The 15,191-nt window shown below is 35.2% G+C and carries 16 protein-coding genes; 9 read left to right on the forward strand and 7 right to left on the reverse strand.

Features of this window, described 5'->3' with window-relative positions; all coding sequences use genetic code 11:
- The first annotated feature begins 76 nt into the window (after positions 1-76).
- Positions 77-445: a YisL family protein gene (locus ACQVV1_RS11275; RefSeq protein ID WP_242250960.1), complete on the forward strand. Its 369-nt coding sequence runs from the start codon at positions 77-79 to the stop codon at positions 443-445.
- 54 nt (positions 446-499) lie between these two features.
- On the opposite strand, the gene ACQVV1_RS11280 is transcribed toward ACQVV1_RS11275, so the two are convergent.
- The gene (locus ACQVV1_RS11280) at positions 500-1,054 is read right to left on the reverse strand and encodes a DUF2777 domain-containing protein (RefSeq protein ID WP_242250961.1); all 555 of its coding nucleotides are present in this window, start codon (positions 1,052-1,054) and stop codon (positions 500-502) included.
- A 239-nt stretch (positions 1,055-1,293) separates the two neighbouring features.
- Between ACQVV1_RS11280 and asnB the strand changes: the two genes are divergently transcribed.
- From asnB to katB, 3 genes are all read left to right on the forward strand, one after another.
- Positions 1,294-3,141, forward strand: coding sequence for an asparagine synthase (glutamine-hydrolyzing) (gene asnB, locus ACQVV1_RS11285; RefSeq protein ID WP_242250962.1), 1,848 nt, complete (start codon positions 1,294-1,296; stop codon positions 3,139-3,141).
- A 187-nt stretch (positions 3,142-3,328) separates the two neighbouring features.
- On the forward strand, positions 3,329-4,288 hold the full coding sequence (gene hemH, locus ACQVV1_RS11290) for a ferrochelatase (RefSeq protein ID WP_309259840.1): 960 nt from the start codon (positions 3,329-3,331) through the stop codon (positions 4,286-4,288).
- A 60-nt stretch (positions 4,289-4,348) separates the two neighbouring features.
- On the forward strand, positions 4,349-5,815 hold the full coding sequence (gene katB / locus ACQVV1_RS11295) for a catalase KatB (RefSeq protein ID WP_063224631.1): 1,467 nt from the start codon (positions 4,349-4,351) through the stop codon (positions 5,813-5,815).
- A gap of 269 nt (positions 5,816-6,084) precedes the next feature.
- Here the strand turns inward: katB and ACQVV1_RS11300 are convergent, their stop codons facing one another.
- Positions 6,085-7,317: an ammonium transporter gene (locus ACQVV1_RS11300; RefSeq protein WP_098556340.1), complete on the reverse strand. Its 1,233-nt coding sequence runs from the start codon at positions 7,315-7,317 to the stop codon at positions 6,085-6,087.
- Between the two features lie 213 nt (positions 7,318-7,530).
- Between ACQVV1_RS11300 and ACQVV1_RS11305 the strand changes: the two genes are divergently transcribed.
- The 3 genes from ACQVV1_RS11305 to ACQVV1_RS11315 all read left to right on the forward strand — a co-directional run bounded on the left by ACQVV1_RS11305 (position 7,531) and on the right by ACQVV1_RS11315 (position 10,225).
- Positions 7,531-8,832: an alpha-amylase family glycosyl hydrolase gene (locus ACQVV1_RS11305; RefSeq protein ID WP_431168886.1), complete on the forward strand. Its 1,302-nt coding sequence runs from the start codon at positions 7,531-7,533 to the stop codon at positions 8,830-8,832.
- A 51-nt stretch (positions 8,833-8,883) separates the two neighbouring features.
- Positions 8,884-9,111, forward strand: coding sequence for a hypothetical protein (locus tag ACQVV1_RS11310; protein ID WP_242251897.1), 228 nt, complete (start codon positions 8,884-8,886; stop codon positions 9,109-9,111).
- 229 nt (positions 9,112-9,340) lie between these two features.
- On the forward strand, positions 9,341-10,225 hold the full coding sequence (locus ACQVV1_RS11315) for a helix-turn-helix domain-containing protein (protein WP_309259842.1): 885 nt from the start codon (positions 9,341-9,343) through the stop codon (positions 10,223-10,225).
- Between the two features lie 795 nt (positions 10,226-11,020).
- Here the strand turns inward: ACQVV1_RS11315 and ACQVV1_RS11320 are convergent.
- Complete coding sequence (locus tag ACQVV1_RS11320) at positions 11,021-11,512, reverse strand: YajQ family cyclic di-GMP-binding protein (protein WP_001040146.1); 492 nt, start codon at positions 11,510-11,512, stop codon at positions 11,021-11,023.
- Positions 11,513-11,742: 230 nt separating this feature from the next.
- Here ACQVV1_RS11320 and ACQVV1_RS11325 point away from each other — a divergent pair, with 230 nt between their 5' ends.
- The gene (locus tag ACQVV1_RS11325) at positions 11,743-12,597 is read left to right on the forward strand and encodes a CvfB family protein (RefSeq protein WP_063224626.1); all 855 of its coding nucleotides are present in this window, start codon (positions 11,743-11,745) and stop codon (positions 12,595-12,597) included.
- 51 nt (positions 12,598-12,648) lie between these two features.
- Here ACQVV1_RS11325 and prsA read toward each other — a convergent pair whose 3' ends face one another.
- Both prsA and ACQVV1_RS11335 read right to left on the reverse strand, forming a co-directional pair.
- Positions 12,649-13,506 carry a peptidylprolyl isomerase PrsA gene (gene prsA / locus ACQVV1_RS11330; RefSeq protein ID WP_063224625.1) on the reverse strand — a complete coding sequence of 286 codons (858 nt, stop codon included), beginning with the start codon at positions 13,504-13,506 and terminating at the stop codon, positions 12,649-12,651.
- Between the two features lie 129 nt (positions 13,507-13,635).
- A complete protein-coding gene (locus tag ACQVV1_RS11335) occupies positions 13,636-13,767 on the reverse strand; it encodes a DUF3941 domain-containing protein (protein ID WP_001120845.1) in 132 nt (43 codons plus the stop codon).
- 100 nt (positions 13,768-13,867) lie between these two features.
- On the opposite strand from ACQVV1_RS11335, the gene ACQVV1_RS11340 reads away from it, so the two are divergent.
- Complete coding sequence (locus tag ACQVV1_RS11340) at positions 13,868-14,725, forward strand: YitT family protein (protein ID WP_242251899.1); 858 nt, start codon at positions 13,868-13,870, stop codon at positions 14,723-14,725.
- A gap of 25 nt (positions 14,726-14,750) precedes the next feature.
- On the opposite strand, the gene ACQVV1_RS11345 is transcribed toward ACQVV1_RS11340, so the two are convergent.
- Together ACQVV1_RS11345 and ACQVV1_RS11350 are read right to left on the reverse strand one after the other, a co-directional pair.
- Complete coding sequence (locus ACQVV1_RS11345; protein WP_000527393.1) at positions 14,751-14,948, reverse strand: DUF3813 domain-containing protein; 198 nt, start codon at positions 14,946-14,948, stop codon at positions 14,751-14,753.
- Positions 14,949-15,089 (reverse strand): hypothetical protein, encoded by a 141-nt coding sequence (locus tag ACQVV1_RS11350; RefSeq protein ID WP_000516816.1) that lies wholly within the window; start codon positions 15,087-15,089, stop codon positions 14,949-14,951. It lies immediately after the preceding gene.
- Positions 15,090-15,191 lie beyond the last annotated feature (102 nt).

The raw sequence follows: 15,191 nt of genomic DNA on the forward strand, positions 1-15,191 counted from the left end.
GAAACATTTCCTGAAAATAAATGAACATGTTATCATATAGAGTGAAAAAGTGTGAAAAGAGGAGGTAAGGGATACGATGGTACATATGCATATTACAGCATGGGCGTTAGGTTTAATTTTATTCTTTGTGGCGTATTCACTTTATTCAGCAGGGAGAAAAGGGAAAGGTGTACATATGGGGCTTCGCCTAATGTACATTATCATTATTGTGACAGGCTTCATGTTGTACATGAGTATTGTAAAGACAGCAACAGGTAGCATGCACATGTGGTATGGCTTAAAAATGTTAGCTGGTATTTTAGTTATCGGTGGAATGGAAATGGTTCTTGTGAAAATGAGCAAAAACAAACCAACAGGGGCGGTTTGGGGCTTATTTATTGTCGCGCTAGTAGCGGTATTATACTTAGGACTAAAATTACCGATTGGCTGGTACGTATTCAAATAAAAATAAAACCACCTTATAATCTCAAATGTTTGGGAGATAAGGTGGTTTTTATTTTTATGTCGCATCAATATGCAACTCTTCTCCGTTTACTTTCGTAAAACGAAACATATTTTTATTTGACGTAGCGTGACGAACGAAATGGTGCTGCAGTGTACAAATCATTTCTTCATTATCGAACAATAGAATATTTACTCCTGCACGTGCTTCCTCTTTCGGTAAGAAAGATAAATAATTATGACAATACATGCAATCATATAAAGAGTAGTGAAGTGATTGCAATGCCTCTGTTAATAAGGCAAAGACAGAGTCAGGTAATTCTTCAAGCCATTCTGTATAGCTAAGAAGTAATTTTTTACGAATACGTATCATTTCACCATTTTGCAAATGGTGCTGTTCGTTGGCGATTTGTAATATATCTTGTTCATAGAAACGAGCTGGTAGCCAGTTGTTGTTATATAAAATCTCAAATCCATCTTCGGCAATATCTTCTAATAAAAATGCTTCCTCATTTTCGTCATCAAAGAATATCCATTCATTGTTTATATATTCTACATTACCGACTGTATGAGCGCGGGGCTGGTTATATAAAATATGTTTACGTTGTATCATACATGATTTCTCCTTTATGAAAAGTAGTTATTCCTGTTATAGACAGTTCGTGCATTCTTTATAACTAGACACATCTAGACATAGGTGGGCATACAATAAAACACGTTTTACTGAGTGAAAATGCTATTCCATATGTGGATAGTAGGTTATCGTCAAGTTTGTCATTTTTTTGATCCGCACTTTTAGAGTGGGGATTACTGCACGTTCAGGAAAAGTAATAAGATGGAAGGATGATTTATATGTGCGGGATTACAGGATGGGTGGATTATAAACGCTCATTAGAAGGAGAAAGGGCCACCGTTACGAAGATGGCTGAGACGTTAGCGAAGCGTGGCCCAGATGATAATAAAGTTTGGATTAAAGGCAATGTCGCATTTGGGCATAAACGGTTAATCGTTGTTGATCCTGAGGGTGGTAAACAGCCGATGACTTGTTTAAAAGACGAAACGAATTATGCAATTTGTTATAATGGCGAACTGTATAACACGGAAGATATTCGAAAGGAACTCTTAAGAAGAGGATATACGTTCAAAGGTCATTCTGATACGGAAGTACTATTAGCATCGTATATTGAATGGAAAGAAGAATGTGTCGATCATTTAAACGGTATATATGCGTTTGCGGTATGGGATGAACAGAAAGAACAAGTATTTATTGCACGAGATCGATTAGGTGTAAAACCGCTATTTTATAAATACGATAGTGGACGATTACTATTTGGTTCAGAGTTAAAAGCGATATTAGCACATCCAGATGTAAAGGCAGAAGTAACGTTAGAAGGTTTATCAGAAGTATTCGGTCTCGGACCATCCAGAACACCAGGTCATGGTATTTATGCTGGTATAAAAGAATTACGTCCAGGTCATGCGATGACATTTTCAAAGAACGGTTTATGTATATGGAGATATTGGAATGTGGAAAGTAAAAAGCATGAAGACTCCTTTGAAGAAACAGTAGAGAAAACACGCTTTTTATTACAAGATGCGATTACAAGGCAGCTCGTTTCTGATGTACCACTGTGCACTTTTCTATCAGGTGGTGTAGACTCGAGCGCGATTACAGCAATTGCTGCGAAAGAATACGCAAGATCAGGAAAAGGTCAATTACACACGTATTCGGTTGATTACGAAGATAATGACAAATACTTTAAAGCAAATACGTTTCAGCCAAATTCAGATGCACCATTTATTAATTTGATGACTGAAACGTTTCAAACAATTCATCATCGCTGCGTCATTTCAAATGAACAATTAGCACAGTATTTAACAGAAGCAGTACTCGTTCGTGATTTACCTGGTATGGCAGATATTGATTCGTCATTATTATGGTTTTGCCGCGAAATTAAACAAGATTTTGTCGTCGGTTTATCTGGGGAATGTGCAGACGAAATATTTGGTGGATATCCGTGGTTTTATAGAGAAGATGATTTACAATCGAGTGTATTTCCGTGGATGCGTTCTACAGAAGCGCGTGAACAATTGCTAAAGAAAGAATGGAGAAATAAATTAAATTTACAACAATATGTACAACAGCGCTATGAAGAATCCATTCAAGAAGTTCCTATTTTAGAGGGAGAAAGCCCAATTGAAGCAAAAAGAAGACAATTATTTTATTTAAATATGGTATGGTTTATGACAACATTATTAGACAGAAAAGACCGTATGAGTATGGGTGCAAGTTTAGAAGTACGCGTTCCATTTGCGGATCACCGACTTGTCGAATATGCGTGGAATATTCCTTGGGAAATGAAAATGTATAAAAACCGCGAAAAAGGTCTATTGCGTAAAGCGTTAGAAGGGTTACTTCCAAATGACATCTTATATAGAAAGAAGAGCCCGTATCCGAAAACACATAATCCACACTACACAAAAGCAGTAACAGTATGGCTACAAGATTTATTAACAGATAAAGGCTCGATTTTACACGAACTATTCGATAAGGAACAGCTGAGTGGATTAATTGAGTCAGGCGGCAGTGCATTTCAAACGCCTTGGTTTGGTCAATTAATGACTGGGCCGCAACTTTTAGCTCATTTAGCGCAAATTCATGTTTGGTTTAAAGAATACGGGGTAAATATTAAAGAATAGGAGAAAAGCGACTTACATTTATGTAAGTCGCTTTTTATTAAATGAATTGTCATATAAAATTTAAAATCATATTAGAAATAATACTTATTTATAATAATTATTTTGACGTACTTATTATTAGTTGTTATAATTGGAAACAAATGTTCTTGAAAAAGATTCTCATTTATAAAATTGAGGTGTTATATAGATGACAAAGAAAAAAATAGGTTTACTCGTAATGGCGTATGGGACGCCAGAATCATTAGATGATGTAGAAGCGTATTACACACATATTCGCTATGGGCGTAAGCCATCTGAAGAAGCACTCCAAGATTTAATTAGTCGCTATAAAGCAATTGGCGGAATTTCACCACTTGCAAAAATTACGAAAGAGCAAGCGCATAAATTAACAGATGCAATGAATAACATATTTACAGAGTATGAATTTACTTGTTACTTAGGCTTAAAACATGTTGCTCCATTTATAGAAGATGCTGTAGAAGAGATGAAGCGCGATGGAATTGGGCAGGCAATTAGTATCGTATTAGCGCCGCATTATTCTACTTTTAGCATTAAAGCGTATAATGACCGTGCTATTCGTCTTTCAAAAGAAATCGGTGGGCCTGTTATTGAACCAATTGAACAATGGTATGATGAACCGAAATTTATTTTGTATTGGGCAAATCAAATAAAAGAGACGTTTACTAATATTGTAGATAAAGAGAAGACTGTCGTAATTTTTTCTGCACATAGTTTACCAGAAAAAATTATTGCAGCAGGTGATCCTTATGTGGAGCAATTGCAGCATACAGCGGATTTGATTGCAGCAGCTGCAAACATTCAAAACTATACAATTGGTTGGCAAAGTGCCGGAAATACTCCAGATCCATGGATTGGACCAGATGTGCAAGATTTAACAAAAGATTTATATAAAGAGCATGGATATGAATCTTTCATATATTGTCCAGTTGGCTTTGTGGCAGAGCATTTAGAGGTTTTATATGACAACGATTATGAATGTAAAGTTGTAACGGATGAACTAAATGCCAAATATTTTAGACCAAATATGCCGAATGCACAATCTGTTTTTATCGAATGCTTAGCTGAAATTGTTTCCAAAAAAATGAAGGAAATAGTTGACAAAGATTTAGTTTTGAATAATAATTAGTTTATAATAATTATAAATAAATAGTAATTACTACGAAATAAAGAGGAGGATCCCCCCTAGATGAATCCAAATAATCGCTTAACAACAAACCAAGGTGCTCCAGTTGGAGATAACCAAAATTCTCGCACAGCTGGTCGCCGTGGACCGGTATTATTAGAAGACTATCATTTGGTAGAAAAACTGGCTCACTTTGATCGTGAACGTATTCCAGAGCGCGTGGTGCATGCGCGTGGTGCAGGTGCTCACGGTGTATTCGTAACGAAAAATAGCATGAAGCAATATACAAAGGCAGCATTTTTACAAAATGAAGGAACTGAAACACCTGTATTCGTTCGTTTCTCGACAGTTATTCATGGTCAAGGTTCTCCGGAAACAGCTCGTGATCCACGCGGGTTCGCTGTTAAATTTTATACAGAAGAAGGAAATTACGATATCGTAGGTAACCATTTACCAGTTTTCTTCATTCGTGATGCAATTAAATTCCCTGATATGGTGCATTCTTTAAAACCGGCACCTGATACAAATATTCAAACGCCAGATCGTTACTGGGATTTCATGACGTTAAGTCCAGAATCTACACATATGATGACATGGGTGTTTTCTGATTATGGTACACCAGCAAGCTATCGTGAAATGGAAGGTTTCGGTGTCCATTCATTCAAATGGATTAATGCAGAAGGCAAAATCGTTTATATTAAATACCACTGGAAACCGCAGCAAGATGTACGTAATTTAAGTGCGAAGGAAGTGCAAGAAGTACAAGGAAAAGACTTCAACCATGCAACTCGCGATTTATTCGATGCAATTGAAAAAGGAAATTATCCGAAGTGGGATTTACACGTACAAGTGATGCAACTAGAAGAAACGGATTCTTTAGATTTCGATCCATTAGATCCAACGAAAGTATGGCCAGAAGATCGCTTCCCATTAATTGAAGTAGGGACAATGACGTTAAATCGTAATCCGAAAAACTTCTTTGCGGAAGTAGAACAAGTCGCGTTCTCTCCAAGCGCAACTGTAAATGGCATTGAACCATCTGAAGATAAATTATTACAAGGTCGTTTATTCTCTTACCCAGATACACAGCGTTACCGTCTTGGGGCAAACTACTTACAAATTCCTGTGAATTGCCCATACGCAGCTGTTCATAACCAACAACGTGATGGTGCGATGCAAATGAATCAAAACCCATCTACAATCAACTATGAACCGAGTCGTCATACTGAAAATCCAGTTGAAGACCCAACTTACCGCGATTCAACTATGAAAGTAGAAGGCTATGTATCTCGTGAAAAAATTGACAAACCAAATGACTTCAAGCAAGCAGGTGAGCGTTACCGTTCATTCTCTAAAGAAGAGCAAGCAAACTTAATTGCAAACTTAACAAATGACTTAAAAGACGTAAATGAACGTACGAAATTACTAGCTGTTTGTAACTTCTTCCGTGCAGATCAAGAGTACGGTATGCGTTTGGCGCAAGCGTTAAATGTTGATATTACGCAATATGTAGGAAATGCTCCGAAATAAATAGGGAAAGACGACCGGATTTCGGTCGTCTTTTTTGTGTGTAAAGTTACTCGGGGGTATTTTACGTTTAGGTCATGTCAGAATTTGTTGGTAAATCGATATCCTGTGTCGAAACGTCGATATATTGGAAGAATCGCTGATATATTTAAAAAATCGTCGATATATCCAAAAAATCGCTGATATATTCACGAATATATCAACTAGGGTATGCCGCCGACAAGTCTAATAAAAAGAGATACAATCTACTACTAATAGATTGCATCTCTTTTTTAGTTTACTCGCTCTGTATACTCATAAGCCTTCTCGCCGTGCATCGAAATATCAAGCCCCATATGTTCCTCGTGCTCATCGACGCGAACAGGGAGGAAGAAGTTAATTGCTTTAATAATGGCGTACGTCATTATGATTGTAAATGCATAGGTTGCTCCAATTGCTACAAGTTGTTTAAAAAGTAAAGTAGCGTTTCCGTAAAATAATCCATTAGCACCATCGCCGTTTACAGTAGTAGTTGCGAATAGTCCTGTCGCAATACCGCCCCAAGTTCCTCCAATGCCATGGCATCCAAAAGCATCAAGTGTATCGTCGTATCCGAATTTTGTTTTTAAGAAAAAGACCGCTCCGAAGCATAATATACCGCCGATTGCTCCGATAAGAAGGGCGGAGAAAGGTGTAACGAACCCGCAAGCTGGTGTAATTGCGACTAGACCGGAAACAACTCCGCAAGCAGCTCCCATCGCAGTTGGTTTTGATTGGAAGAACCATTCTGAAAGCATCCAAGTTAATGCTGAGGCAGCGGCGGCTATATTTGTATTAATAAATGCAGTTAAAGCTACGTCGTTTAAAGATAATGCGCTTCCGACGTTAAAGCCGAACCAACCGAACCATAGTAAGCCAGCACCAAGCATCGTAAATGGTAAATGATGAGGAGATGGACCGTTTATATTTTTTCGTTTTCCGAGGAAAATAGCTAATACAAGACCAGCCACACCAGATGTGATATGAACGACGTTACCACCAGCGAAGTCTAACGCGCCAAGTTCTCTTAGCCATCCGCCAACACCCCATACCCAATGAGCAACAGGATTGTAAACGATCGTTGTCCATAGAAGGATGAAAATAAGGAAAGCTGAAAATCGCATTCTCTCGGCGAATGCACCTGAAATTAAAGCTGGAGTTAAAATGGCGAACATGAGTTGAAACATCATAAATAAATTGTGAGGAATAGTAGATGAGTAGTCTGGATTTGGTGCGTAGGTAACTTCGTTTAAAGCGAACCAATCGAGTGTACCGATAAGTCCGTGCCAATCTGGTCCGAATGATAAAGAATAACCAATTACAATCCACTGAATTGAAACGATAGCCATTGCACTATAACTATGCATTGTTGTACTGAGTACATTTTTACTGCGAACCATGCCCCCGTAAAAAAGTGCCAATCCTGGTGTCATTAACATGACCATTACTGTCGCTACAAACATAAAAACCGTATCTCCCGTATTCATTCTCTCTCCTCCTATAATGTTAGAAAAAATAACATCAATTTGTTATGTTTCATATCATATTCGAAATAAATATAAAAATCAACTAAAAATTCAGAAAAATTTATACTTCATGTTATAAAATCTAACATGAAGTATTTTGAGGAGAAAGAAATCAACATATGCGATTTGTTCGGATAATTGGTATAATATTCTTACAATTAAAAAATATGGGGGATGCGTGTGGGAAAAATACGGACTAGGAAACTATTCATTTGTTTTTGTTTAGCTGTCGTCTTATTTGTACCAATACATACGTTTGCAGACGAAAAAAGAGAGTGGAGAGACGAAGTTATATATTCCATTATGATTGATCGCTTTAATAATGGAGAACCTAAAAATGACAAACAGTTAGAAGTTGGAAATTTAGAAGGATATCAGGGTGGAGATATAAGAGGGATTATCAAGAGACTAGATTACATAAAAGAAATGGGATTTACCACTGTTATGCTTTCACCCCTTTTTGAAAGTGGAAAGTACGATGGGTTAGACGTGCGCAATTTTCAAAAGGTAAATGAACATTTCGGAACAGAAAATGATGTGAAAGAACTTGTAAAAGAAGCTCATGCAAGGGGAATGAAAGTTATATTTCAATTTCCGCTTAGAGAAAACGAACAACAAGTAATCGACTCGATGAAATGGTGGATCAAAGAAGCCGATTTAGATGCAAGTTATGTAATGCATAGTGAAAAAAAGTCACCTGCTTTCTGGGATGGCGTGCAAAAAGATATGCAAGTGATAAAGAAAGATTTTCGTGTTATGACAAAAGAAGATATTGAATACAACGAAAAAATAGTAGAATCGTTTTCCAAAGTGGACGTATCGGTAAAATCTTTATATGATGTGAGTAAAAAAGACGAGGAATTCGTTACATTTTTAGATAATCAAGGTACAAAAAGATTTGCTCGTATTGCAAAAGAGAATATGAATTATCCACCATCTCGTTTGAAACTAGCTCTTACATATGTATTAACATCACCAGGTATTCCGAATTTTTATTACGGAACTGAAATCGCATTAGATGGAGGGGATACTCCAGATAATAGACGGTTAATGGATTTCAAATCAGATGAAAAATTTATGCAGCACATAACGAAACTTGGTGAACTTAGACAAACGAGACCATCTCTAAGGCGTGGTACGTTTGAACTTTTATATGATAAAGATGGAATGAGTATACTGAAACGGAAGTATAAAGATGAAGTGACATTAGTAGCGATTAATAATACGAAAGAAACACAAAAGGTTGCTTTACCTGTAAGTGTGATTGGTGAAAAACAAGAGTTAAAAGGATTGTTAGAAGATGAAATTATAAGAGAAGAAAAAGGAAAGTTTTATCTCGTTTTAAAGCGCGAAGAATCAAATGTGTATAAAGTTAATGAAGAAACAGGTGTGAATTGGTTATTTATCTCTTTAATCGTCGGTGTGAACGTATTGTTTATTGCTTTTTTAATTGTGGTTAAAAAGAGACGGAAATAAGGGAACATTCTCTTTTGTGTGCAATTAAAAGTGCGTGATGAGGTGAGATGTTTGAGGGGAAAGAAGTTGTTCGCTATATGTTTGAGTCTTCTTATCGTATTCGTAATTCTGTATTTCTGGGACAACGGTGACGATGGGGAATTTGTTCGGTGGGGCGATAGTGTTCATTCTGTTGACACAGCAATTCTGAAGAGAAATAATATTAAATACAAAATCGAAAATGATAAAGTATACATTCCTGAAAAATCATTTGATAAAGCGATATGGTGTTGCTCTTAATAAATCTAAAAACTTCTCTAATGAGAGAAGTTTTCCAGGTTAGGGAGAAAGTCTTCTTCCTAGCCAGTTTTTTTGTCAACACCGATAGGAAAAGAGAAGGGGAGGCTTCTTATAGTGGGAGGAAAAGACCTTTGGAATAAACAATCGTTGCAACTATATTAATTTTACATTACATTAAAATTTAGAGAATACTCTTATACTAATACAGTACTAAATAGTAGGAGGGAAAATGGAATTTTACGATTTGGGTATTACCATTAAAGAACTCAGAATTAAAAAAAATATATCACAATCCGAATTATGTCATGGAATATGTTCACAAAGTCAAATTAGCAAGATCGAAAAAGGTGTGATTTATCCATCTAGCATATTGTTATATCAATTATCAGAAAGACTTGGTATTGATCCAAATAATATATTTGCACTAACTCAAAACAAAAAATTTAAATATATAGAAAATGTAAAATGCGTAATGAAGGATTGCATAAGACAACATCAATATAAAGAGCTTTATGAAATAGTAACAAAAGAAAAAAACTTAAATAATTTTCGAATAAAAGAAGATAAACAATTTCTAATATGGCATGAAGCAATTGCTATATATCGTGTGAATAACTCAATAAAAACGGCTTTAACTCTTTTAAATAATGCATTAAAAATAACAGTAACGAATATTGATTTTTTAACAGAGAGAGAAATAGATATTATGCAGACAATGGCTATATTTCATGCAGAAAATAAAGAATATAAAGAGAGTATTAATATATTAAAAAGATGTTTAAATAATTTTAATAAGTTAGATTTTCCTAGAGATAAAGAAATTAAATTGAAAATCATTTATAATTTAGCAAAATGTTTAAGTTACACATATCAATATGAAGAAGCAAAAAAATACATTGATAAGGGTATCAAATTAGCTATTAATCTAAATACTTTATACTTATTGGGTGAACTATACTATGAAAAAGGTTCGAATTTATTAAAGCTTAAACAATCTAATAAAGAAAAAGTTGCCAATAACATGAAAAAAGCGTTATTTATATTTGAATTAACAAAAAACGAAAAAAAATTACAAATAATTAAAGAAGAATATTTCAAAAAACATAATTGCTAAATAAATACTTATAGTACAATAAAACCCACAGGAAAAGTTCCTGTAGGTTTTACACTTATAAACCTCTTAATATTTTTTATAAACTTGATTCTAAAATATTATTACTTAATATGAATTTTTGAATGAAAGTTTACTTAACGTACTTTCTATTTTGAAATCTGCATCCTTATTAACACTTTATACTTCTTTTCCTTCCATATTAAAATTAAGATGGTTCAAGTAAGAGGAAGGCAACTTAAAGTGTCTTTTTTATGACCTTTATCATCAACTATTTAGTGTTTCTTTAAATTATTACATAACATAGGTTTTTTGTACCAAGCTTTGTGAATGCAATTAGATTTATCCTTTAGTGTAGTCATATTATTAGAACATCCTTTAATATTTAGAGAGAATATAGCCAATAAAAAACATAATATTAATTTCTTCAAATAACCACTTCTAACTCTTTTATAATTAACTTTTTTCACAAAATAAGATCCCTTATTAATTTTACATTACATTGAAGGGTGGAAAATATTCTTATACTCATAAATTGTTACGCTTAATTAGGGAGAGAGATTTTGGTTTATGGAGGTAGTTGTGGTGACTTTGGTTTAGGATTCAATTGATAAGGAAAGTGATTCAAGTTGAAGGGAAACGTCCTAAGAAGTCTTTTCCTTGCGGTCACCTGTAAGATATTCGTATGAATAGACTCTGTTCGCTCAGCAATTTTCACCGCAAATACCCGCTTGTCCTTGTCATATTGTTCCTACATGACAAAAAGAAAAACTCCTCTAATTAGAGGAGTTTTTCTTTTTAGCGGTAGTTAATAAATTGTACGTCAATCGGTAAATCAGCGCTGCGAACTGCTGCGATAACTGCTTGTAAGTCATCACGGCTTTTCGCTGTTACACGTACTTGATCATCTTGTACTTGTGTTTTTACTTTTAATTTCATTTCTTTAATGATGTTGTTAATTTTTTTTGCATTATCTTTATCGATACCTTGTTGAAGTGTTGCGCGTTGGCGAACTGTGTTACCAGTAGCAGCCTCAACTTTTCCGTAATCTAAGTTCTTAATTGGAACGTTACGCTTTACAAGTTTAGAAATTAGAACGTCTTTTACTTGGTCTAATTTGAACTCGTCATCAGAAGTTAAAACAAGTACTTCTTTTTCTAATTTAATATCACTTTTACTTCCTTTAAAGTCATATCGGTTTTGGATTTCTTTTAATGCGATGTTAATTGCGTTTGTTACTTCAGGTAATTCTACTTTCGAAACGATGTCAAAAGAACTGTCTTTTGCCATAGTTAGCACCTCCAAATAAATTTCTAATCTTTTTATGTACTGTACATACTAAAGTATAGCTGAAAACGAGCTTAGACTTAAGTGTTTTCATACTTATAATGATGTAACCTCATTTTATTATAGTGAATTTTAGGCAGTTGGACAAATAAAGAAAGAATCGTGTTATAATTAACTTTTGTTTGGAATGATAAAAAAGATAATTTTATATATATAGAAGGGAATTAAAAAATATGTATTTGCAAATAGGATCGATTGAACAGGTAACTGTTTTACGCGAAACGGAAATCGGATATATGGTTGGGAATGAAGAAGAAGAAATTTTCCTACATAAAAACGAAGTAGCTGGAGAAATCGCAGAAGGCGATACGATTGATGTATTCTTATACCTTGATCACCAAAATCGTGTTTCAGCAACAATGAAGGAGCCGCTTATTACAACTTTTGATTGGAACTGGGTAAAGGTTGTAGAAGTTATTCCTAGTTTAGGTGTGTTTGTTGATATTGGTGTATCAAAAGATATACTAATCCCAGCTGATGAGTTCCCGATTTATATGCCAGTATGGCCAGAGGTTGGAGACGAATTATATTGTACGTTAAAATTAACGAATCGTGATCGCCTTATCGCTCTTCCGGCAAGAGACAGTGATATGCAAGAAATTATCGTAGATGCGACGCCATCTATGCGTAATAAAAACGTAAATGGACGTGTGTATCGTTCGCTTCAAGTTGGTTCATTCATACTAACGGATGAGCATTTCCGTGCTTTCTTACACCACACAGAAAGAAAAGAACAAGTCCGCATCGGTGAGCGTGTAACGGGCCGTATTATTGACGTGAAAGATGACGGTACAATTAACATTTCACTTCTTCCTCGTAAAGAAGAAGGAATGGAAGATGACGCTGCTGTAATTTATGCATATATGGAAGAACGAGGCGGAGCAATGCCGTTTTGGGATAAGAGCCACCCAGAAGATATTAAAGAACGTTTCAATATGAGTAAAGCTGCATTTAAGCGTGCACTTGGTAAGTTGATGAAGGAAGAAAAGGTTTACCAAGAAGAAGGTTGGACGTACTTTAAGAAATAAAGTAAATAAAAAGCACCACCTTATATTTGTAAAATATAAGGTGGTGCTTTTTTAATTTCCTTGCTCATGTGCAAGAGTAAACGTATCTTCCAACTCACTATCGTTTATTTTAATATTTGCCTTTTTTAATTCTTGTTGTAATAATTTTTGACCAAATGTAGGATCGGCAATACGTTCTGCTTCTAAGTTTTTGCGGATGGAGTCTTTCACTTCATCGTAAGGTTTTAAATCTTTTTTACCAGTTAGTTTAATAATGTGATAGCCATTTGGTGATTTGACGGAATCGCTAATTTGACCAATTTTTAGTTTGTAGGCAGCTGTTTCAAATTCAGGTGTCATTGTACCTGAATTGAAGTATCCGAGGTCTCCGCCTTTCTCTTTTGATAGTAGATCTTGTGATTCTTGTTTTGCTAATTCTTCGAATGAAGCACCAGCATCTAGTTTTTTCTTTATTTCTTTCGCTTCATTTTCGTCACTTACTAAAATGTGACTCGCTTTAATTTCTGGTTTATAGTGATTTTTCACGTCTTTTTCTGTAACACTTTTCTTAATTGCTTCATTCATAGCAAGTTTGAACTTAATTTGATTTTTGAAATCAGCTTCATCTTTTAAACGATTGTTTTCTAATACTGCTGTGAATTGATCGCCGTATTGATTTTTCGCTTTTTGTACTTCTTTATCCACATCATCATCAGATACTTTATATTTTTTCGTAATAACGTCTTGTGCCATCATTTCGTATAGCATGTCTTTTCCGTAACGATCTTTCAACTGCTTTTCGAAGTCGCTCTTCGTAATGGTTGAGTCTGTTGCTGTAGCGACTGTAGCTGAACTATTTTTTTGTCCGCAAGCAGCTAGCATTAATATACTTATTAGTGCAGTAATAATGAAAATGTGTTTCCCTCTCACGCTAACACCTCATCCGAATATGTTATCGCTATTGTAGAATATAGAAGTGAACATGAAGTGAATTTTTAATGTTTTTTTCCTGTAAAATGTAAAAAAAGTACACCGACAATATGTCGGTGTACGATGGAATTAAAGGTGATCGGTCTTTTTGGAATAGGCACGCTTACCTTGCTCTATATTCTTTTGTTCTTGTTCATTTTTTTGTGCGCGTTTTGCATTATTATCGCGTGCTTTTTTGTCGTTATCACTCGTATGTGGCATATGTATCAACTCCATTTCTAAACGTTGTACGTTTATCATTTCCTTTTTCGTAAAGACTATGTATAGTGGTGCATTCATGAATAATAAAGGTGGATTAGAAATGGATTTGAAGTTGAATTATACCGAACTTATAAAGAAGTTAATCGTTGTAATCATTGCAGGTTTATTAAATGCGATTGGAATGAATTTATTTTTAACACCAGCGAAAGTGTACGCGAGTGGTTTTGCTGGATTGTCTCAATTATTATCACAAATACTAGGAGATTTTTTATCTATTCATATATCTACAGGAGTATTGTTTAGCTTATTTAATATTCCTGTCGTTATTTTAGCGTGGAAAAAGGTTGGGAAAGCTTTTACGTTTTTTAGTTTTTTGTGCGTTATATTTATGACGTTGTTTTTAGAAATTATCCCAGTTCGAGCTGTTTCGAATGATATCATCTTGAATGCAATTTTTGGAGGGCTTATTTCGGCAATTGGAGTAGGGATTGCGTTAAAGTGGGGGGCTTCTACAGGTGGTTTAGATATTATCGCCATGATTTTATCCAAAATAAAAGATAAGCCTGTCGGTACGTATTTTTTCTTCTTTAATGCACTGATCATTATTGCTGCTGGCTATGTGTATGGGTGGGAAAAAGCATTATATACTTTGGTGACTTTGTATGTGTCAACGCGAATCATCGATGCGATTCATACGCGGCATGTGAAGATTACAGCATTAATTGTTACGAAGAATGGGGTAGATGTAAGAAAGGCAATTCACTCACGCTTAGTGAGGGGGATTACAACTATACCGGCAACAGGTGCTTATACAAATGAAAATAAGGAAATGTTAATGATTGTTATTACGCGTTACGAACTGTATGAATTAGAGAGGGTTATTAAGCAAGTGGACCCAGGTGCATTTACAAACGTACTGCAAACTGTTGGGGTGTTTGGACTGTTCCGAAAAGATTAAAGAGGACCAAAGCTGGTCCTCTTTTTTAATGTAAATTCGTAATATTTTGCAACTGCTCCTGCATTTCGCGTAGCTGAACTTTTTCAGCTGTTGAAGAGTTTGCGTAAGCAGAGTGCAAAGCGTTTTTGGCTCTGTATACGAGATCTTGTTGCTCAGCACCGCTTGAACAAGATACGGCATTTGCAACAGCATCTCTAGCTTGTTGGAATAGTAAGTTCCCCATTTAGACCCCTCCAAAAGAAGAGTTGCTTCTCGCTTTTTCTGCCTCAGCTAATGTACCACGGTACGGGAATCTTGCATCATGCTTCATAACAGCATCGGCTCCTTGTTGGATAAAACGTTTTGATTTGTTCTTTTTACCCATTCGAAAAACCCCCTTTATTTAGCTGAAAACAATCGACGCGCTGACTTTTGCGTCTAATCATAGTATGAGCGTTTGGCGAGAAACTATAAGTAGGGAATTTTT

The organism is Bacillus basilensis (genome assembly GCF_050630465.1).
GTDB lineage: Bacteria > Bacillota > Bacilli > Bacillales > Bacillaceae_G > Bacillus_A > Bacillus_A basilensis.

What these genes read in the sequence shown, in the direction of transcription:
- katB (WP_063224631.1), top strand. Translation starts at nt 4,349, where the DNA reads ATGAATCCAAATAATCGCTTAACAACAAACCAAGGTGCTCCAGTTGGA.
- ACQVV1_RS11335 (WP_001120845.1), bottom strand. Translation starts at nt 13,767, where the DNA reads ATGCCACATACGAGTGATAACGACAAAAAAGCACGCGATAATAATGCA.
- ACQVV1_RS11345 (WP_000527393.1), bottom strand. Translation starts at nt 14,948, where the DNA reads ATGGGGAACTTACTATTCCAACAAGCTAGAGATGCTGTTGCAAATGCC.
- ACQVV1_RS11315 (WP_309259842.1), top strand. Translation starts at nt 9,341, where the DNA reads ATGGAATTTTACGATTTGGGTATTACCATTAAAGAACTCAGAATTAAA.
- ACQVV1_RS11320 (WP_001040146.1), bottom strand. Translation starts at nt 11,512, where the DNA reads ATGGCAAAAGACAGTTCTTTTGACATCGTTTCGAAAGTAGAATTACCT.
- ACQVV1_RS11350 (WP_000516816.1), bottom strand. Translation starts at nt 15,089, where the DNA reads ATGGGTAAAAAGAACAAATCAAAACGTTTTATCCAACAAGGAGCCGAT.
- ACQVV1_RS11275 (WP_242250960.1), top strand. Translation starts at nt 77, where the DNA reads ATGGTACATATGCATATTACAGCATGGGCGTTAGGTTTAATTTTATTC.
- ACQVV1_RS11280 (WP_242250961.1), bottom strand. Translation starts at nt 1,054, where the DNA reads ATGATACAACGTAAACATATTTTATATAACCAGCCCCGCGCTCATACA.
- hemH (WP_309259840.1), top strand. Translation starts at nt 3,329, where the DNA reads ATGACAAAGAAAAAAATAGGTTTACTCGTAATGGCGTATGGGACGCCA.
- asnB (WP_242250962.1), top strand. Translation starts at nt 1,294, where the DNA reads ATGTGCGGGATTACAGGATGGGTGGATTATAAACGCTCATTAGAAGGA.
- ACQVV1_RS11300 (WP_098556340.1), bottom strand. Translation starts at nt 7,317, where the DNA reads ATGAATACGGGAGATACGGTTTTTATGTTTGTAGCGACAGTAATGGTC.
- ACQVV1_RS11325 (WP_063224626.1), top strand. Translation starts at nt 11,743, where the DNA reads ATGTATTTGCAAATAGGATCGATTGAACAGGTAACTGTTTTACGCGAA.
- ACQVV1_RS11305 (WP_431168886.1), top strand. Translation starts at nt 7,531, where the DNA reads ATGCGTGTGGGAAAAATACGGACTAGGAAACTATTCATTTGTTTTTGT.
- ACQVV1_RS11340 (WP_242251899.1), top strand. Translation starts at nt 13,868, where the DNA reads ATGGATTTGAAGTTGAATTATACCGAACTTATAAAGAAGTTAATCGTT.